Genomic DNA, 18,627 nt, shown 5'->3' on the forward strand with positions numbered 1-18,627 from the left:
CGCACATGACCACCCCGCAGCTGCCGGCGAGCTTCCGGCGCGGGGTGGTCTTCGTGCTCGTCGCCCTCGCCGGCTTCCAAGTCGCCGTGTGGCTCTTCCAGAGTCTGCGCGGCTTCCTGGGCCTGGTCTTCCTCGCCTGGCTCCTCAGCATCAGCATGGAGCCGGTGGTCGCCCGCCTGGAGCACCGAGGCTGGCGACGCGGCCTGGCCACGGGAGCCGTCCTCCTCGGACTGGCCCTGGCCGTGCTCGCGTTCCTCGCTGTCTTCGGCGCGCTGCTGGTCAGCCAGCTCAGCCAGTTGGTCACGAGTCTCCCGGGCCTGGTCGCCGACGTCGTCGACTGGGCCAACCGCACGTTCGGGACCAGTCTGCGGCCGCGCGACGTCAACGACGCCCTGCAGCTGACCCCCGAGCGCACCGGCGAGATCGCCCAGGACCTGGCACCCGGGCTGGTGGGCATCGTCGCGTCCCTCTTCGGGTTCCTCTTCCAGGCGCTCACCCTCACGCTGTTCACGTTCTACATGTCCGCTCAGGCGCCCCAGCTGCGCAGGACGGTGTCGAGCTGGTTCCCGCCCCGTCAGCAGAGAGTGATCTCGACGGTCTGGGAGATCGCGGTCGAGAAGACCGGCAGCTATGTGGTCTCGAAGCTGATCCTGGCCGTCGTGAGCTCGCTCTTCGCCGGGGTGATGCTCTGGGCGCTCGGCGTGCCCTACTGGCTGCCGTTGGCGATCTGGACCGGCTTCGTGTCCCAGTTCATCCCCACCGTGGGGACCTATGTGGCCATCGCGATCCCCGCTCTGGTCGCCCTGGCCGACGACCCGCTCGACGGGCTGTGGGTCGTGGTCTTCGGCATCGTCTACCAGCAGATCGAGAACTACGTGTTCTCGCCGCGGATCACCTCGCGCACGATGGCGATCCACCCGGCCGTGGGCTTCGGTGCCGCGGTCGTGGGCGCCACCCTCTTCGGGGCGCTGGGCGCGTTGGTCTCCGTCCCGGTGGTGGCCGCGGTCCAGGCGCTCGCCCAGACCTACGGCCGCCGCTACGAGCTGGTGAGCGACGTCTCGTCGACGCAGAGCGTCGAGGAGCCACCGGCTACAGACGCAGCCGGGGAGTCTCGCTGTCCAGAGCCCGGATCGTGACGTCACGGCCGAGCGCGATCAGCTCCTGCGCGCGGTGGAAGTCGAGCGTCCGCGCAGCGGTCTTCGGCACTGTCACGAGGATGTCCGGGGGATAGCTGGCCAGGCGGTAGCGGGTGACCACGCTCTGCATCGCGTCCAGCGACAGCTGCATCACGTCGAGCATCCGCAGCCCCGCCGGGAGCTCCCCGAACACGTCCTCCACCAGCACCTCCGCGACGGCCTCGGGGGAGACCCCCTCCGCCTCGACCCCCGGGGCGCCGCCCCTGCTGAAGCGGCTGGTCACGAGCCGGACGAGGTCGCGGTCGAGCACCTGCGCGGCCGACCGGCGGAAGCGGTCCAGCCACTCCTCGACCGGCCTCGCCTCGGCGCTCTCCCGCGTGGGGGTCGGTGCAGGTGGTCCGTCCTGCTCGCCGGCCAGCAGCACGGCCACGGTGAGGTCGGCGCGCGCCGACGCGGTGGGGGCGATCGGCACCGGGTTCATCAGCCCGCCGTCGGCCAGCAGCCGGCCGTTGAGCATCACGGGGGTGATGAAGCTGGGCAGCGCGATGGACGCCCGGATCGCGGCGTCGACCGGGCCGTCCTGGAACCACACCTCCCGCCGGGCGAGCAGGTCCGTGGCCACCGCGGTGAACGTGATCGGGAGGTCCTCGATCTGCACGCCGTCCAGCAGCTCGGTCACGCGGGTCAGGATCTTCTCCGCGCGGATCGCGCCCGGCGCCTTCAAGGAGGGGTCGAGCAGGCGCAGCACGTCGCGCTGGCTCAGGCCCCGCACCCACTCGGCGTACGGACCGAGGCGGCCGGCCGCGTGCAGGCCGCCGACCAGGGCCCCCATCGAGCTGCCGGCGATGCTGACGATCTGGTAACCGCGCTCCTCGAGCACCTCGATGACGCCGATGTGGGCGTAGCCGCGAGCGCCGCCGGCCCCCAGCGCGAGGGCGACACGCCCGGGCTGGGTCACGGATGGGGCCACAGGTCCTCCTGGTCAGCCGATGGTGGTGTCGAGCACCGCTGCTCCGCGGACCCGGTCCGCGAGCAGGTCGGCGAGTGCCGTCCTTGCCTGCCCCAGAGGGTAGGGCGAGACGGTCGCGCGCACTCCCAGGCGCACCGCGAGCCGCAGCAGCTCGGCGGCGTCGGCCCGGGTGTTGGAGGTGACGCTCGTCAGCGTCCGCTCACAGAACAGGTGTCGCTGGTAGTCGAGTCGAGGGATGTCGCTGAGGTGGATCCCGGCGACGGCCAGGGTGCCGGAGCGGTCCAGTGCCGCCAGCGCCACGGGGACCAGGTCGCCGACCGGGGCGAAGAGGATCGCGGAGTCGAGGGGGACCGGGGCGGGATCGTCGGCACCCCCTGCGGAGGCGGCTCCCAGGTCCAGCGCGAGCTCGCGGGCCGCGGCGTCGCGGGTCATCACGTGCACCTCGACACCCTGGGCGATCGCGATCTGGGCGGTCAGGTGGGCGCTGGCCCCGAACCCGTAGATGCCCAGCCGGCCGCCCGGTGGCACGTCGGCCCGCCGCAGTGCGCGGTAGCCGATGATGCCGGCGCACAGCAGCGGTGCCGCCTGCAGGTCGTCGAGGCCCTCGGGGATCCGGTGGACATAGGCGGCCGGGGCGGTGACGAGCTCCGCATACCCGCCGTCGGCGTCCCAGCCCGTGTAGCGCGAGTCGGGGCAGAGGTTCTCGGCCCCTGCGCGACACCACCGACAGCTGCCGCAGGTGGAGCGCAGCCAGGCCACCCCGACGCGGTCGCCGACGGTGGGGTCTCCGGCTGCCGGGTCTGGGCCGACGGCGCAGACGATGCCCACCACCTCGTGCCCGGGGATGACCGGCGAGCGGTGCTCAGGCAGGTCGCCCTCCACCACGTGGAGGTCCGTGCGGCACACGCCGCAGGCCCGTACCCGGACCAGCACCTCCCCGGGGCCGGGCTCGGGCACCGGCAGGTCGACCTGTGTCAGCCGGTCGATCCCGTCCCCGCGGCTCTGCCACGCGCGCATGCTCATGCCGTCGAGCCTGCGACCAACCGGTCGCACCGACCAGAGCCGGACGTCCCGTCCCTGTCCTCCGGCAGGAGCGCGGGACCATCGCCTCTGCCGACGACGGTCCTTCGGGACTAGCGTCCAAGACATCTGCGATGACCTCGAAACCGGAGGTGTTCTCATGAGGATCTCGCGCACGCATTCCGTTCTCCCGGCTCTCGTCTCCCTGGCGTTGCTGGCTCCACTGTCCGGCTCGGCCGTCGGGGCCGCCGGGGTCGTTGGGGCCGCCACGAACCCGGCGGAGGCTCCTCGATCGGCGGCCGACGTCGCCGCGCCGGACACCCCGACCCTGGTGGGTGTCCGCGCCTTCCATCGCGCCGGGGCCGACCGGGTCGTCTTCAGGTTCGACGGTGGTCTGCCCGCGATCCGACGGGCCCGGTATGTCGACACGGTCACAGCCGACGGCTCGGGGCGAGTGTTGAGGGTCGCCGGCAGGGCCCGCCTCCTGGTGTGGTTCGACCAGGCAGTCGCCCACGACGCCGACGGCACGACCGCCCCCGCCCGCACGGCCTACAGGCTGCCGAACGTGCTGACGACCGTCCGGGCCGGCGACTTCGAGGCAGTGACCAGCTATGGGATCGGGCTCGCCAAGCGCACGCCGTACACGATCTCGACCCGACGCAACCCCAGCCGCGTCATCCTCAAGGTCCAGGCCGGCTTCCCGACGGTGACCCGCAAGGTCTGGTTCGTGGACCGCGATCGCGTGGTCAGCGGTCACGAGCCGTACGCCGTGGCCCGGCGCCGTGAGGTGCTGGCGATGCAGCCGGCCACGGGCGTGATGGACCGGCTCTACGCCGGCCCCACCGACGCCGAGCGCGCCGACGGGCTGCGGCTGGTGCGCTCCCGGACGACCGGGTTCAGCAGCCTTCGCATCGCGAACGACATCGCCCGGATCCGGCTGACCGGCCGTTGCTCCAGCGGTGGCTCGACGGTCACGATCGCCGACCAGATCATGCCGACGCTGCGCCAGTTCCCCACGGTCGACTGGGTCAAGATCTACAACGCCGCCGGTCACACCGAGGACCCGTTCGGCCCCTCGGACTCCATCCCGGTGTGCCTGGAGCCGTGATCGGTCCTGAGCCCCGATCGGTCCTGCGGCGGGCCCTCAGATGTCCAGGGTCCGGCGCAGCCGGTCGGTGCCGGTGCCGATGACCGCGTCGATGTCGTCGGGGTGGACCGGGCGGGCGAGCAGGAAGCCGCACACGGTGTCGCAGCCGAAGCTGCGCAGGATGCGGAGCTGCTCCTCGGTCTCCACCCCCTCGGCGACGACGGAGGCGTCCAGCGCATGCCCGAGGTCGATGATGGCGGCGACGGTGGCCCGCCCGGAGGCGCTGTCGAGGTCGCGGACGAAGGAGCGGTCGATCTTGAGGACGTCGACGGGCAGGGTGCGCAGTCGCGAGAGTGAGCTGTAGCCGGTCCCGAAGTCGTCGATGGCGATCTGCACGCCGAGGGCGGACAAGGCGAGGAGCTCCGGCACCACGACGGAGGTGTCGTCGGCGAGAGCAGACTCGGTGATCTCGATGCCGAGCCGGGTGCCCGGCAGCCCTGCGGCGGCGAGCTCCTCGGCGATGAACTGGGCGAGCCCGGGCTGCGTGAGCTGCTGCACCGACACGTTGACCCAGGTCGCGGGGTGCTCCTCGGGGAGGTCCCTGGCGGGCTGCCTGCTCGCGTGCCGGATGGCGTCGCGCAGGCACCAGGCGCCGAGCTCGTTGATGAGGCCGCCGTCCTCGGCGGCGGGGATGAAGTCCGCCGGTGGCAGCAGCCCGCGCTGGGGATGGTGCCAGCGGACCAGGGCCTCGGAGCCGAAGAAGCGTCCGGTGGGGGTGTGGAAGGAGGGCTGGTAGTAGAGGACCAGCTCATCGTTGGCAAGGGCCGAGCGGAGCTGGTCGAGGACCCGGATCTGGTCGATGACGTGGCGGTGAGCCGCCTCGTCGTAGTGCGCGATGCGGTTGCGCCCGGAGTCCTTGGCCCGATAGAGGGCCATGTCGGCATCGCGCAGGGCGGTGGTCGAGTCCTGGTCGTCGCCTGCGACGGAGATGCCGATGCTCGTGGTGATGAAGATCTGCAGGCCGGCGACCTCGACGGGGTTGCGGATGTCGCCTAGGACGCGCTCGGCGAGTGCGTCGGCCTCGGCGCCGAGCTTGGGCGTGAGGATGACGAACTCGTCACCGCCGAGGCGGGCCAGCACCTCGCAGGGCTCGACGAGCCGCTCGAGCCGGTGGGCGATGTTGACGAGCAGCTGGTCTCCGGCGATGTGGCCCAGGGAGTCGTTCACCTTCTTGAAGCCGTCGAGGTCGATGAACAGCACCGTGAACGTCTCGTGGGCCGCAGCATCGAGTCGGCGGGTGACCTCGCGGCGGTTGTAGAGCCCCGTGAGGGGGTCGTGCGCCGCCTGGTGTGCCAGCGCGAGCTGGGCCTCCTGGGCCTGGGACCTGGCCTCCTGGGTCTCGCGCAGGAGCGCCTCGCGCTGCTCCTGGGCGTGATGGCGCTCGGTGACGTCGCGGTAATAGACGGTGAGCCCCGTCTGGGACGGGTAGATGGTGATGTCGGTCCACTGGTCGAAGGCCTCGTAGTGGTGGTCCTCCACCGTCACCACCACCCGCTCGGTGCGGGCCTGCTCATAGGCGGCGTGCAGCGCACTGCCCTTGACATCGGGGAACTGGGCGAACAGGTTGCGGCCCAGCAGCGTCTCCCCCTCGGGGACTCCCACCTCAGCCTGCTCGTTCAGATAGGTGATCGTGTAGTCGTGGTCGAGGGAGAACAGGGCGTCGGTGATGCTGCCCATCACCGCGGTCAGCTGCTGGCTGATGCGCTCCTTCTCGAGGTTGGCCTCCTCGGCCGCCGTCACGTCCTGGACCGCCCCCTGGACGAGGGCGACCTGGCCGTCCGGACTGCGCTGCGCCTCAGCCGTGACCCGGAGCCAGATCGATCTGCCCTTCGCGGTCATCGAGGGGACAACGAGGTCGAAGGGGGTGCCGTCCGCTACGCAGGCCTTGAGCGCGGTGCGGATCTTGCTCTGGGGCTGGTCCTCGTACCACGCCACGACCTTGGTGAAGTCGAGGCCGGCTCCGGGGACCTCGAAGATGTCGTGCACCTGCTGGGTCCAGAAGAGCTCCCGCTCGGGCATCTTCAACGACCAGCCGCCGAGCTGGGCGACCCGGCCGGCCATGTCGAGCAGCGACTGGCTCCGTGCGAGCTCGTCCTCCGCGACCTTGCGCTCGCTGATGTCGACGAGGGTCGCGATCACGTAGGCGGGCAGTCCCGAGGGGGAGCGCACCAGTGAGGCCGTCAGCTGGCACCAGATCGTGCCCTTGTCGCCGGTGAGGTAGGGCTTCTCCTGGGAGAACGACGAGATCTCCCCGTCGACCAGCTGCCGGGCGCCCTCGGCCGTGACTGCCCAGTCCTCGGGCAGGGTCAAGTCACGGGGGTGCATCGAGCCGAGCAGCTGCTCCTCGGTGTAGCCGATCAGCTGGCAGAAGGCGGGGTTGGCGTGCAGGAACGACCAGTCGAGGTCGAGCACCGTCATCCCCGCGCTGGCCCCGTCGAACAGGCCGGGCAGGCGCGGGTCGATGCGTCGCTCGTTGCTCGCGTCCGGCACGTCGCCTCCCTCCCGAGTGAGGACAGTTCGGTCGGGGGCACGCTACACCGGGTGGTGCTCGGTCTCCACGGATTCCGACGCGCGCTGGGCGGGCACGAGGACCAGCGGGCACCGGGCCTCGCGCAGCACCGCCCGTGCGATCGAGCCCAGGTGCGGGATGTGGTGCGGACCTCGATGACCCAGCAGCAGGACGTCGGAGCCGATCGAGGCGTCCGCCAGGGCATCTGCCGGGCGCATGTGCAGGACGACCACGTCCACGGGGACCTCGGGATAGCGCTCACGCCACGGCGCGAGGCGCTCAGCGATGCTGACCTCGGCGCGGGTCGACCACTGCGCGGCCTCGGTCCGGTCGACCAGCGTGTCGTCGTACATGGCCGGCATGTACCACGCGTGGAGGACGGCGAGCGTCGCTCCCATCCGGGACGCGGTGGCGAACGCCTCGTCCAGCAGGTGGGAGTCGGGCGTGCCTTCGTCGAGACCGACGCTCACCCGCGGCGCCCCAAGGCGGGGTGACCAGTCCTCGGGGACCGAGACCACGCTGACGCCACAGCGTGCGGCCACGCCCGAGGTGACCGAGCCGGTGAGGATCCGGCGGGCCCGGCTCTGCCGGCGGTGCTGGAGCACGACGCACTCACTGTCGCGCGAGAGCTCGACCAGCACGTCGACGGTGCTTCCGCGCTGGACGACCGTCTCGATCTTCACGGAGTCGCCACTCAGCTCCCCGACGCGCTGGGCAGCCGCGGCGATGGCCTCGCGGCCGATCTGGTCGGCCGCCTCGAGGTCGAGAGCGAGAGCCTCCGGCACGACGAAGCCGCTGCTCGGATGCACCACGTGCACCAGGCGCACGGCGCGATCCTCCTGCTGGGCTCGGGTGACGGTCCAGCTCAGCAGGGCGTCGTTGCCGGTGTCGGACCCGGCGCCGATCGCGACGAGCAGGGGGAGGTGGGGGTGAAGGGTCATGGCGTGCCTTTCCGTCGTCCTGACCCCACCCTGGTGCTGTGAGGGGCCGCGGGTTAGGGCCCTACGTCCCCCCGCCCCCATGCAGAAGGGCGCAATTCTGGGCGTAATTCTGGGCGAGGCTCAGCGCGTGGCCGTGGCCTCGAAGGCGAATCGTCGGCCGTCGTCGCGGGCGCGCCCCTGGCACGACCAGCTGGAGCGACGCCAGCAGCGGTAGCGCACCGACGCGTTGACCAGGCTCAGGGTCACCTTGCGGATCCTGTCGGAGGCGAAGGGCAGGGTGACCGAGCCGTCCCCGGCCTCGTCGAGAGCGATGCTGCGTCGCACCACCCCGCCCGCGCGGTGGACCAGGACCTGCGCGACGGAGCCCGCACGTGTCCGGGGGGAGCGCACCTCGATGCGCAGCTCGCGCGAGCCGGCGCCCGGCACCAGGTCCCAGGTGCGCGACGCGAGATGGTTGATGGTCGCCGAGCGTCGGACCGTGCTGCGCCGGGGGGGCCCCAGCCGGACCCGGCCCGCGAGGTTGACGCGGGGCCAGGCAGCCCCCTCGGGATAGGTCTGGCGGGGCATCGTGTTGGCGGCGACGAAGTCGGCGTAGACCGACGCGAACGTGTCACCGCGTCGGGCCAGGGTGCGGGTCAGCGCGCGCAGCGAGTAGAGGTCGCGGGACCCGGTGCCCGCGGCCGCACGCTGCCAGATCTCGCGCACGACGCTCACGCCGTACCTCGCGCTGAGGTACTCGAAGAAGACCCAGTTGCCGTACTGGGCCAGGGAGTCGCTGCTCCAGGTGTCCAGCGACAGCGTCGGACGTGTCAGCTGGCCGTGCGGGAGGTACTGACGGTTGTCGTCGACGTCGTCGGCGAAGCGCTCCTCCATCCAGGTGGCCGTCGTCTCGAGCAGCCAGCGGTCCTCGGCGAAGTCGTAGGCGTACTGGACGGCATGGAAGAACTCATGGGCGGCGGTGACCCGGAGCGTCGAGGCAGGGGACGACCCGAACTGCTCGCGGGCGAAGTCGTCGTCGAGGACGCAGAAGCCCGAGGCGAGGAACTGCTGACGGCGCTGCTCCGCGGCGCAGTAGCCGTAGTAGCCGTGCGCTCCGAGGTCCTTGAGGTAGACGTCGAAACGGGAGTCCCCGCCACGGCGCCGGTCCCGCAGCGGAGCGCGGTAGCCCATCGTCTCCACCTGGTGTCGCCACACCCGCTCCATCACCCGCAGCGTGCGACGCACCCACGCCATGCCCCTCGGGGCGTCGCTGGTGCGCTGGACGTAGTGCACGCAGACGTGGGGTCCGCACAGTCGGCGCGAGGGGACGGCGTACCCGTCGCCCTGGGGGTCGCGGGCGCCGTCGGTCGGCCGGGCGAGCATCGCCTCGGCGTCGCGGCGCTGGGCACCAGGCAGGTCGGGCAGCGAGCTGAACAGATCACGCAACGCCAGGGTCGGCGAGGGATCACCCGGACGTCCGGTCCCGGCGAGGACCCGGGCGGCGGTGTCCAGGGAGGAGGCGGCCTTGCGTGCCGACGCGAGGGAGCTCGGGGAGCCGGTGCCTGCCGACTTCTCGTCGCCGGCGGCGGCGGTACCGCTGGTGAGGGTGCTGAGCGTGGCCAGGACGAGGACCAGCGCCGCGGCGAGGGCCAGCCGGCCTGCTGCCGACGTGCAGGGCATGCGGGGACTCCCGAGTCAGGGTGCGGAGGATCCGGCCGGGCCGTCGCTGCTGCGCGTGCCCGTCACCGGAGAGCACAACCTAGCCCCGCCCGGCGCCGAGATCCGGGTGCACGCGCCGAGCGCGGCGGGCTCAGCGCACGGCGCGGGCAGTGACGCGGAAGCCCTTTCCGTTGTCACGAGGCGTGCCGGAGCAGGCGAACGGCGTCGAGCGCCAGCAGTTGGCGTAGCGCGTGGACGCGTTGGCCACCGTGACCGTCACCCGCCACACGGACCCGGGCGCGAACCCGACGCGGAGGCCCCCCCGGCCCTGGCGGTCGAGGTTGACCGGCTTGCGCACGATCGTCCCGTTGCGCTTGAAGATCTGGACATGGGCACCCGGACCCGTCGCCCGGCGCGGTCCGTCGACCCTGATGCGCAGCTTCCAGGGGCCCTTCAGCGCGGGCGCCGGCCGGACTTGGATGCTCTGGGTCGTGAGGTGGGCCAACGAGGAGCTCCAGGTGCGCTGGCGGCGGGCGGGGAGCAGGGCCATCCGGGCGGCCAGCGGAGCCGCGGTGTAGGCAGCGCCCTCCGCATAGGTCGCCGCGGGTGCCAGGTTGCCGGCGCCGAACGCCGCGAAGAACGCCGGAAGCGTGGTCCGTCGGTTGCGCAGCACGCGGGAGATGGCCTGCACGGAGAACTCGTCGCGAGCACCCGGCCCGGAGTCCAGACGCTCCCAGATCAGCCGGACCACGGCGACGCCGTAGGTGCGACTGAGCTTCTCGATGAAGATCCACTGGCCGTAGTGCGCCAGACCACCGAACCGGTCCATGGGCAGGGTGGGGCGGCCGAGCTGGCCGTGGCGCAGGTACTGCCGGTTGTCGTTGATCTCGGTGGCGTAGCGCTCCTCGATCCAGGTCGCGGTGGCCTCCTTGAACCAGGAGTCCTCGCTCGCGTCGTACCCGAACTGGATGGCGTGGAAGAACTCGTGGGCGGCGGTCGCCTTCAGGCTCTGCTCCGGGCCGAGGCGGAACTCTGCGAAGTCGTTGTCGAGCACGCAGAAGCCGGTACGACGGAAGTCGTCGCGGCGGTTGCTCAGCTTGTCCTCGGGGGCGCAGTAGCCGTAGATGCCCTCGTCGCCGGTGTCGGCGAGGTAGACGTCGAATTCCGGCGTCCCGCCTGCACCCTTGTCCGCGGGGGGCGGGCGATAGCCCAGCTTCGTGTGGTGGCTCCACACCGCGATGACCTCGGCGAGCGAGCGCTCGACCCAGGCGTTCATCTGGTTGCTGGTGGAGGTGCTGCCGGCCGGGCGGTGCGTCCCCGTGGTGACGTAGTGGACGCAGACGTCGTCGCGGCACTTCTTGGCGAGTGTGGCGCCGGGCGGGTACTTCGCGACCTCGGGATCGATGCCGCTGCCGTCGGTGGGGCGGGCGAGGAGGTCGTCCGCGCGGCGCTGCTCGACGGTGGTGAGCGCGTCGTAGGAGACGTTCAGCTCGCTGAGCGCGATCGAGGGGCTGACCGCGCTCTCGCCGGCGAGGGAGCGGGCGGCGGTGCTGAGGGCACTGCGGGCCTCGACGCGGGCCTGCGCTGTCACCTCGGTCGCCAGGTCGGGCTTGGGCACCTCCGCCGCCGGTGACGAGGGATCGGCTGCGACGGCGAGCGTCGGCGCCAAGGCGCTCATCCCCACAGCGAGGGCAAGGATGCGGGCAGCCAGAGATCGGCGCATGGAAGAGCTCCCTCGACAGGACAGTGATGACGGCACGGATCGGACGCTGCCCCACGTCCGCCACCAATGTAACGGCAGTCCCTGACGCAGGGAGAACCTCAGACGCGGCTCAGGGGGTCGTGGAGATCTTCTCGATCAGCGCCGTGGTCGAGATGGCGGGGGTGCGGGGGAGGTAGACGACCTCGCAGATGTCCTCGAACTCGTCGAAGCGCCCGGCCCAGTCGTCGCCCATGACCAGGACGTCCGCGCCGTACTGCAGGATGTAGTCGCGCTTGAGGTCGAGGCTCTCCTCGAGGAAGACCTCGTCGACCCCCCTGAGGGCCGCGACGATGGCCAGCCGCTCGTCCTGACCGAACACGGGCTCGCGCCCCTTCTTGCTGACGTTCAGCGCGTCGGCCGACACGCCGACGACGAGACGCTCACCGAGCTCGGCCGCGCGCTGGATGACGCGCAGGTGGCCGACGTGGAAGACGTCGAACGTGCCGAAGGTGATGACGGTGCGGGACATGCCCGGAATTGTGGCACCGAACAGCCCTGCCCTGGGGACGTGGGTCAGAATCGAGGGCGATGACTACCTTCTCGATGCTCGCCGACCCCCTGGCCGACCCGGTCGCCGACCAGGGCCGCCGCTCGGCCCTGCGCCGGATGCGGCTGGTGGCGCTGGGACTGCTGCTGTTCGCGGCGGTCGTCTACCTGCTCACGCTCGACCGCGACGGCTGGCTCGGCTTCGTCAACGCGGGGGCCGAGGCGTCGATGGTGGGCGCGATCGCCGACTGGTTCGCGGTCACGGCCCTCTTCCGCCACCCCATGGGCCTGCCGATCCCGCACACGGCGCTGATCCCCAAGCGCAAGGACGAGCTGGGTCGCGGCCTCCAGGAGTTCGTCGGCGAGAACTTCCTGCAGGAGGAGATCATCCGCGACCGGGTGGGGGCGGCCACGATCTCGCTGCGGGCCGCCCGCTGGCTGGGGGAGGAGGCCAACGCCCGCCGGGTGGTGGACGAGGCGTCCGAGATCGCCGCGCTCGCACTCGCCAAGGTGCGTGACGACCACGTCGTCGCCCTGGTCGAGGAGGCGGTGGTCCCGCGCTTCCGCGAGGAGCAGATCGCACCGCTGCTGGGCAGCCTCCTCGGCGAGGTCGTCCGCGACGACCTGCACCACGGGCTGGTGGACCTCGCACTGGAGGAGCTGCACCGATGGCTGGTCGACAACGAGGAGACCTTCTCGCAGGTCCTCGGTGAGCGGGCGCCCTGGTGGTCGCCCCCGCGCGTCAACGAGGCCGTGACCGCGCGGATCCACCTCGAGACCATCCGCTGGGTCGCCGACATCCGCGACGACCCGCGCCACCACGCGCGACAGGCCTTCGACTCGATGCTGCACCAGCTCGCCGGGGACCTGCTCGAGGACCCGGACACCCAGGCGCGCGCCGAGCGGCTCAAGGAGCGGGTGCTCGACCACCCGCAGGTGATGGCCACGGTCGTCTCCTTGTGGCAGAGCTTCCGGACGGCGCTGCTGCACGCGCTGCGCGACCCCGACGGGGCGGTCCGCTCCCGCGTGCAGAGCGAGCTCACGGCCTTCGCGGGCCGGCTGCTCGACGACGAGGCCCTGCGCCGTCGCATCGACGGCGTCGCGGCCGACGTGGCCGTCTTCGCGGTGTCGCGCTACGGCGCGGAGCTGACCGCGGTGATCACGCACACGATCGAGAAGTGGGACGGCAAGGAGGCGGCCGATCGGATCGAGCTGCACGTCGGGCGCGACCTGCAGTTCATCCGGATCAACGGCACCATCGTCGGTGGGCTGGTCGGCGTGCTGATCCACACCGTGGCGGTGCTCGCCGCCTGAGTCCCCGCCTGAGTCCCCGCCCGAGTCGTGGCTGAGTCGTGGTGGGGGGACCGTCGGGCGCACAATGGGCCCATGAGCACTCCGGTCGACGTCCCCATCCGTGACGAGTCGATCCGGCTGGGTCAGTTCCTCAAGCTCGCGAACCTCATCGACAGCGGTGCCGACGTCAAGCCGCTGATGGCCGACGGCGCCGTGGAGGTCAACGGCGAGGTGGAGACCCGCCGCGGCCGTCAGCTGGCCAAGGGGGACGTGGTCACCCTGGGCGGGCAGTCAGCGAGGGTGGCCGACGAGGGCACCCCCGACAACCTCCCCTGGTAAGACACGACCCGTCACTCCCTCGACCAGACACGCCGTGTCGGCCGGAGGGAGTGACGGGTCGATCAGATCAGGAGACGCCGAGCAGGTCGACGACGAAGATCAGGGTCTCGCCGGGCTTGATCACGCCGCCCGCGCCGCGCTCGCCGTACCCGAGGTGCGGGGGGATCACGAGCTGGCGGCGGCCGCCGACCTTCATGCCCTCGACGCCCTGGTCCCATCCGGAGATGACCTGGCCGATGCCGAGGCGGAACTGCAGCGGGGTGCCGCGGTTGAACGAGGCGTCGAACTCCTCGCCGGTCGAGTGCGCGACACCGACATAGTGCACGGACACGGTCGATCCGGAGGTGGCGACGTCTCCGTCACCCTCCACCAGGTCGGTGACGACCAGGTCGGCGGGCGGCTCGAAGTCGGGGAAGTCGATCTCAGGCTTGTCCATCGTCTCGCTCTCGTCAGGGGTGGGCCGACCACTCTAGTGGGAGGCGCTCGGTGCTCTCGCCGGGGTGCAGGTCAGCCACGCTGGACATAGCTGTCGAGCTGGTCGCGCTCGAACTCCAGCTCGCCGATGCGGCTCTTGACGACGTCGCCGATGCTGATGATCCCGGCCAACGTGTCGCCCTCGAGGACGGGCAGGTGGCGGATCCGGCGCTCGGTCATCGTCTGCATCAGCTCGGGCACCGAGTCGTCGCCGGCGCAACTGTGGACCTCGGTGGTCATGATCGACGCCACGGTGGCGTCGAGGACGCCCTCGTCGCGGGCCAGACGGCGTACGACGTCACGCTCGCTGACGATGCCCTCGAGGTGCGTGCCGTCGCTGCTCACGACCAGGGCGCCGACGTTGTGCTCCGCGAGGAGTGCGATCAGCTCGCGCACTCCGGCCGACGGGGCGATCGTGACGACCTCGTGGCTGCCCTTGCTCTGCAGCACGTCGTTGATCCGCATCTGCCACCTCTTGTCTGTGCGTCGTGGAGCTGGCCCCTTCTGAACCCTGACCCACGCTAGTGCTGTCGGGCAGCGCTGAACAGGGGCTGTCCCGACCCGGCCGGGTCAGGGGGCCACAGGCCCGTTCACGTCCGTACGACGCGCGCGCTGGGCGCTGAGGTCGTGCACGGAGCCGACGCCGTGGGGCTGGGAGTCGGGGTCGTCGGCGTCGTGGGGGAGCGAGCCGAGGAAGGCCAGCGCCGCCTCGTGGAGGTGCCCGTTGGTGGCGAGCGCGTTGCCGCCCCACGGACCGTCGTTGCCGTCGAGACCGGTGAACCGTCCGCCGGCCTCGCGCACGATCACGTCGAGCGCGGCCATGTCGTAGAGCTCGAGCTCGGGCTCGGCGGCGATGTCGACGGCACCCTCGGCGAGGAGCATGTAGGACCAGAAGTCGCCGTAGGCCCGGGTGCGCCAGCAGCGCCGTGAGAGCGAGAGGAAGTCGTCGAGCCGGCCGCGCTCCTCCCAGCCGGACAGCGAGCTGTAGGAGAACGACGCGTCCTCGAGCCGGCGCACGTCCGAGACCTGGCACTGGGTCGCCTTGAGCAGGGAGCGGCCGGTCCAGGCGCCGCCGCCCTTCGCCGCCCACCAGCGTCGGTGCAGCTGCGGGGCCGAGACCACGCCGGCGACCACCTCGCCGTCGACCTCGAGGGCGATCAGCGTGGCCCAGACCGGGACGCCGCGGACGAAGTTCTTGGTGCCGTCGATGGGGTCGACGATCCAGCGGCGCTGGCTGTGGCCGGTCTCGCCGGTCTCCTCGCCGAGCACGGCGTCACGGGATCGGGCACGCGACAGGGTGCGGCGGATGCCCTCCTCGACGGCCTGGTCGGCGTCGGTGACCGGGCTGAGGTCGGGCTTGCTCATCACGTGCAGGTCGAGCGCGCGAAATCGGTTGAGGGTGAGCGAGTCGGCGTCATCGGCGAGCACGTGCGCGAGCCGCAGGTCGTCGGTGTAGTCGGGTGCACCGGAGTTGGCCATGGGCACAGGCTATTCCCAGGAAAGTGGTTTAGCGTTCATCCATGGAGATCGACGGACTACCGGTTCACGCGCTGGCCGTGCACGCGTCGGTGGTGCTGGCGCCGCTGGCCGCTCTGGTGGGGCTGACCTACGCCGCGACGGCTCGCTGGCGCTGGGCCCTGCGATGGCCCCTCCTGGTCGCCGCGGTGGTGGCGGCGGGCGCGACCGGGCTCTCCTACCTCAGCGGCGAGGACCTCCTCGAGCAGCGCCCGAACCTGCTGGAGGTCCCTGCCCTGGCCGAGAAGATCCACCTGCACCAGGACCGCGCCGAGATCCTGCTCTGGGTGGCACTGGGGTACGTCGTGCTCGCCGCGGCGGCCGCGTGGGCCCTCGGCGGCCCGAGCGCCCTGGCCTCGGGTGGCGGGGCGCGGGAGACCAAGGGCGTCTGGGGCGTGGTGGCGCTCGTCGCACTGGTCGCCGGCTCCGTCGCGCTCCTGGTGCTGACCTTCCTCACCGGGGAGGCGGGCGCCCGCGCCGTCTGGGGCTGACCCGCTCAGTCGTCGGTGCCGTCCGGGCCGTCGGGGCCGGAGCCGTCGCGAGCGGCGAGCAGACGCCGGAACGAGCTGACCCGGTCGGGATCGGCCTGACCGGCGGCGAGGGCCTCGTCCAGCCCGCACTCCGGCTCCCCGAACCCGTGCGTGCAGCCCCGCGGGCAGTCCTCGGTCATCTCGTCGAGGTCCGGGAAGGCCTCGATCAGCTGCTCGGGCTGGACGTGCGCGAGACCGAAGGACCGGATCCCGGGGGTGTCCACGATCCATCCCTCGGCTCCGGGCAGGGCGAGCATGATGGCGGAGGTCGAGGTGTGCCGCCCGCGTCCGGTGACGGCGTTCACGTGCCCGACCTCCCGGTGCGCCTCGGGGACCAGCGCGTTGACCAGCGTGGACTTGCCGACGCCGCTGTGCCCGATCAGCACGCTGGTGCGTCCGCGCAGCTGCTCGCGCACCTCCTCCAGGTCGCCCCCGCGCTGGGTGACGATCCAGGGCACGCCCAGCGAGCGGTACGTCGAGAGCAGGGTCTCGGGGTCGGCGAGGTCGGCCTTGGTCATGCACAGCAGCGGCTGCATGCCGGCGTCGTACGCCGCGACGAGGGCGCGGTCGATCAGCCGGGGCCGGGGCTCGGGGTCGGCCAGTGCGGCGACGATCACCAGCTGGGAGGCGTTGGAGACGATCACCCGCTCGATCGGGTCGTCGTCGTCGGCCGTGCGCCGCAGCGTGGTCGTGCGGGGATGGACCTCGACGATCCGCGCCAGCGATCCCTCCTCGCCGGAGGTGTCGCCGACGATGCGCACCCGGTCTCCGACGACGACGGCCTTGCGGCCCAGCTGCCGGGCGGTCATGCAGGTGATCGTCCCGGCGTCGGGCGCCGACTCGAGGATCACGGCGTAGCGGCCCCGGTCGACCCGGGTGACCATCCCGTCGACGGCGTCGTCGTGGCTGGGCCGGTCCTTGGTGCGGGGCCGCGTGCGTCGGCGAGGACGCTCGTAGTGCTCGTGGTCGTGCTCGGTGTAGCGACTCCTCACGGCTGCCTCACAGCAGGCCCGCCCAGAAGCCGGCGAAGTCGGGGAAGGTCTTGGCGGTGGTAGCGACGTTCTCCACGAGCACCCCGTCGACCGCCGCGCCGACGATGACTCCGGCGTGCGCCATCCGGTGGTCGGCGTAGGTGTGGAAGACGCCGCCGTGCAGCGGCGCCGGCCGGATGCTGAGCCCGTCGGGGTGCTCGGTCACGTCCGCGCCGAGGGCGGTGAGCTCGGTGGCGAGCGCGGTCAGCCGGTCGGTCTCGTGGGCGCGGATGTGCGCCACCCCGCGCAGGTGGGAGGGCGTCTCGGCGAGCGCGCAGAGGGCAGCCACCGCCGGGGTCAGCTCGCCGACGTCGTGCAGGTCGAGGTCGACGCCCTGGAGGCGCTCGGGGCCCTCGACGCGCAGGCCCTCGTCGACGAACGAGACCGAGCAGCCCATCGCGGTGAGGATGCCGCGCAGGGCGTCGCCGGCCTGCGTCGTACGACGGGGCCAGTCGCGCACGACGACGCTTCCGCCCGAGAGCGCGGCCAGGGCGAGGAACGGGGCCGCGTTGGACAGGTCGGGCTCGATGAGGTGGTCGACGCCGTGGATGGGGCCGGGAGCGACCGACCACCGGTTGGCGTCGGTGTCGTCGACCTCGACGCCGTGCTCGCGCAGCATCGCCACGGTCATGTCGATGTGGGGCAGGGACGGGACCGGCTTGCCGTCGTGGCGCACGTCGACGCCTCGGTCATAGCGGGCACCTGCCAGCAGCAGGGCGGAGATGAACTGCGACGAGGCCGAGGCGTCGATCACGACCGTGCCGCCGGGCACGCTGCCGCTGCCCCGGACAGTGAACGGCAGCCCGCCGCGGCCGGCGTCGTCGATCTCGATGCCGAGGCCGCGCAGCGCCGTCAGCACCTCGCCGACCGGGCGCTTGCGCATGTGCTCGTCGCCGTCGAAGGCGACCGCGCCCGACGACAGCGCCGCCACCGGGGGGACGAACCTCATGACGGTCCCGGCCAGCCCGCAGTCGACGCTCGCATCGGCCGCGAACCGACCCGGCGTCACGGTCCAGTCCTCGCCACTGGTGTCCACGCGGGAGCCCAGCGCCGTCAGCGCCGCCGCCATCAGCGAGGTGTCACGCGAGCGCAGGGCACGTCGTACGACGCTGGGGCGGTCGGCGATGGAGGCCAGCACGAGGGCCCGGTTGGTGAGCGACTTGCTGCCGGGCAGGCTCACCGTCGCCAGCACGGGATCGTGGGCGCGCGGCGCCGGCCACGGGTCGGCGGGAGTCGAGGCAGGCACGGTTGGCGCGTTCGTCACGCGCGAAGACTACCGATCCTGCGCACCTGCGCGGGGCTCAGCCGACCTTGGCGGCGGCGAGCTTGGCCTCGCGCCGGGCCGCCTTGCCCAGGTGCTTGGCCTCACGACGTACGCCGCGGGCGGTGTGCTGCGCGCGCCAGGCGACCCCGGGCTTGCCAGCGGTGTCGGCGCTGGCGAGCAGGAGTCCGCCGAGCATGGAGAGGTTCTTGAAGAACGCGATGCGCTGATCGCCCTTGGCCTGCGGGTCGCTCTCCTCCCAGAAGCGGTGGCCAGCGACCGTGGTCGGGACGAGGGAGGCGGCCAGTGCTGCGGAGGAGAGACGCGGAGCACGGCCGGTGGCCAGCGCCAGACCCGCGGCGAGCTGCACACCGCCGTTGATCCGCACCAACGTGGTGGGGTCCTCGGGGATCGGGACCTGGGGGACGAGCTTGCGGGCCCGCGGCACGAGGCGGTCGGTGACCGGCTTGGCGGCGGCGGCCAGGGAGTCGGCGTTCTTGAGGGCGTGGGCGCCCCCGATCACGAACATGGACGCGAGCATCGGGCGGGCGAGCAGTCTGATGGCGGTCATGGGG

The 18,627-nt window shown here is 71.9% G+C and carries 18 protein-coding genes; 5 read left to right on the forward strand and 13 right to left on the reverse strand.

What is annotated here, in order from left to right:
• Nucleotides 1–5 precede the first annotated feature (5 nt).
• Nucleotides 6–1,136 carry an AI-2E family transporter gene (locus tag ACYU7L_RS22130; RefSeq protein WP_460801144.1) on the forward strand — a complete coding sequence of 377 codons (1,131 nt, stop codon included), beginning with the start codon at nt 6–8 and terminating at the stop codon, nt 1,134–1,136.
• Here ACYU7L_RS22130 and ACYU7L_RS22135 read toward each other — a convergent pair.
• Nucleotides 1,090–2,106: a patatin-like phospholipase family protein gene (locus ACYU7L_RS22135; RefSeq protein WP_460801146.1), complete on the reverse strand. Its 1,017-nt coding sequence runs from the start codon at nt 2,104–2,106 to the stop codon at nt 1,090–1,092. The genes ACYU7L_RS22130 and ACYU7L_RS22135 overlap by 47 nt on opposite strands.
• A gap of 12 nt (nt 2,107–2,118) precedes the next feature.
• A complete protein-coding gene (locus ACYU7L_RS22140) occupies nt 2,119–3,129 on the reverse strand; it encodes a zinc-dependent alcohol dehydrogenase family protein (protein ID WP_460801148.1) in 1,011 nt (336 codons plus the stop codon).
• Nucleotides 3,130–3,286: 157 nt separating this feature from the next.
• Between ACYU7L_RS22140 and ACYU7L_RS22145 the strand changes: the two genes are divergently transcribed.
• A complete protein-coding gene (locus ACYU7L_RS22145; protein ID WP_460801152.1) occupies nt 3,287–4,234 on the forward strand; it encodes an AMIN-like domain-containing (lipo)protein in 948 nt (315 codons plus the stop codon).
• A gap of 36 nt (nt 4,235–4,270) precedes the next feature.
• Here the strand turns inward: ACYU7L_RS22145 and ACYU7L_RS22150 are convergent, their stop codons facing one another.
• The 5 genes from ACYU7L_RS22150 to ACYU7L_RS22170 form a co-directional block, all read right to left on the reverse strand.
• On the reverse strand, nt 4,271–6,763 hold the full coding sequence (locus ACYU7L_RS22150; RefSeq protein ID WP_460801154.1) for a sensor domain-containing protein: 2,493 nt from the start codon (nt 6,761–6,763) through the stop codon (nt 4,271–4,273).
• A gap of 42 nt (nt 6,764–6,805) precedes the next feature.
• A complete protein-coding gene (locus tag ACYU7L_RS22155; protein WP_460801157.1) occupies nt 6,806–7,723 on the reverse strand; it encodes a universal stress protein in 918 nt (305 codons plus the stop codon).
• Between the two features lie 120 nt (nt 7,724–7,843).
• Entirely contained in the window at nt 7,844–9,382 is a 1,539-nt protein-coding gene (locus ACYU7L_RS22160) for an MXAN_6640 family putative metalloprotease (RefSeq protein WP_460801158.1), read from the reverse strand.
• 130 nt (nt 9,383–9,512) lie between these two features.
• A complete protein-coding gene (locus tag ACYU7L_RS22165; protein WP_460801160.1) occupies nt 9,513–11,084 on the reverse strand; it encodes an MXAN_6640 family putative metalloprotease in 1,572 nt (523 codons plus the stop codon).
• A gap of 109 nt (nt 11,085–11,193) precedes the next feature.
• Nucleotides 11,194–11,592: an adenylyltransferase/cytidyltransferase family protein gene (locus ACYU7L_RS22170; RefSeq protein ID WP_460801163.1), complete on the reverse strand. Its 399-nt coding sequence runs from the start codon at nt 11,590–11,592 to the stop codon at nt 11,194–11,196.
• 59 nt (nt 11,593–11,651) lie between these two features.
• On the opposite strand from ACYU7L_RS22170, the gene ACYU7L_RS22175 reads away from it, so the two are divergent.
• Both ACYU7L_RS22175 and ACYU7L_RS22180 read left to right on the forward strand, forming a co-directional pair.
• A complete protein-coding gene (locus tag ACYU7L_RS22175; protein ID WP_460801164.1) occupies nt 11,652–12,923 on the forward strand; it encodes a DUF445 domain-containing protein in 1,272 nt (423 codons plus the stop codon).
• 72 nt (nt 12,924–12,995) lie between these two features.
• Nucleotides 12,996–13,241, forward strand: a complete 246-nt coding sequence (locus ACYU7L_RS22180) for an RNA-binding S4 domain-containing protein (protein WP_460801165.1) — start codon at nt 12,996–12,998, stop codon at nt 13,239–13,241.
• A gap of 67 nt (nt 13,242–13,308) precedes the next feature.
• Here ACYU7L_RS22180 and ACYU7L_RS22185 read toward each other — a convergent pair whose 3' ends face one another.
• The 3 genes from ACYU7L_RS22185 to hisN all read right to left on the reverse strand — a co-directional run bounded on the left by ACYU7L_RS22185 (nt 13,309) and on the right by hisN (nt 15,194).
• Complete coding sequence (locus ACYU7L_RS22185) at nt 13,309–13,677, reverse strand: FKBP-type peptidyl-prolyl cis-trans isomerase (protein WP_460801167.1); 369 nt, start codon at nt 13,675–13,677, stop codon at nt 13,309–13,311.
• 71 nt (nt 13,678–13,748) lie between these two features.
• Nucleotides 13,749–14,180 (reverse strand): CBS domain-containing protein, encoded by a 432-nt coding sequence (locus tag ACYU7L_RS22190; RefSeq protein ID WP_460801169.1) that lies wholly within the window; start codon nt 14,178–14,180, stop codon nt 13,749–13,751.
• A gap of 105 nt (nt 14,181–14,285) precedes the next feature.
• Entirely contained in the window at nt 14,286–15,194 is a 909-nt protein-coding gene (hisN, locus tag ACYU7L_RS22195; protein ID WP_460801170.1) for a histidinol-phosphatase, read from the reverse strand.
• A gap of 41 nt (nt 15,195–15,235) precedes the next feature.
• Here hisN and ACYU7L_RS22200 point away from each other — a divergent pair, with 41 nt between their 5' ends.
• On the forward strand, nt 15,236–15,721 hold the full coding sequence (locus ACYU7L_RS22200; protein ID WP_460801172.1) for a DUF2231 domain-containing protein: 486 nt from the start codon (nt 15,236–15,238) through the stop codon (nt 15,719–15,721).
• Between the two features lie 5 nt (nt 15,722–15,726).
• On the opposite strand, the gene rsgA is transcribed toward ACYU7L_RS22200, so the two are convergent.
• From rsgA to ACYU7L_RS22215, 3 genes are read right to left on the reverse strand one after another with little or no spacing between them, the layout of a single operon-like run.
• Entirely contained in the window at nt 15,727–16,752 is a 1,026-nt protein-coding gene (rsgA, locus tag ACYU7L_RS22205) for a ribosome small subunit-dependent GTPase A (protein WP_460801174.1), read from the reverse strand.
• A gap of 7 nt (nt 16,753–16,759) precedes the next feature.
• The gene (aroA, locus tag ACYU7L_RS22210; RefSeq protein WP_460801176.1) at nt 16,760–18,055 is read right to left on the reverse strand and encodes a 3-phosphoshikimate 1-carboxyvinyltransferase; all 1,296 of its coding nucleotides are present in this window, start codon (nt 18,053–18,055) and stop codon (nt 16,760–16,762) included.
• 37 nt (nt 18,056–18,092) lie between these two features.
• Nucleotides 18,093–18,623 (reverse strand): DoxX family protein, encoded by a 531-nt coding sequence (locus ACYU7L_RS22215; protein WP_460801179.1) that lies wholly within the window; start codon nt 18,621–18,623, stop codon nt 18,093–18,095.
• Nucleotides 18,624–18,627: the final 4 nt, after the last annotated feature.

The sequence above is a fragment of the Nocardioides pacificus genome (genome assembly GCF_054775955.1).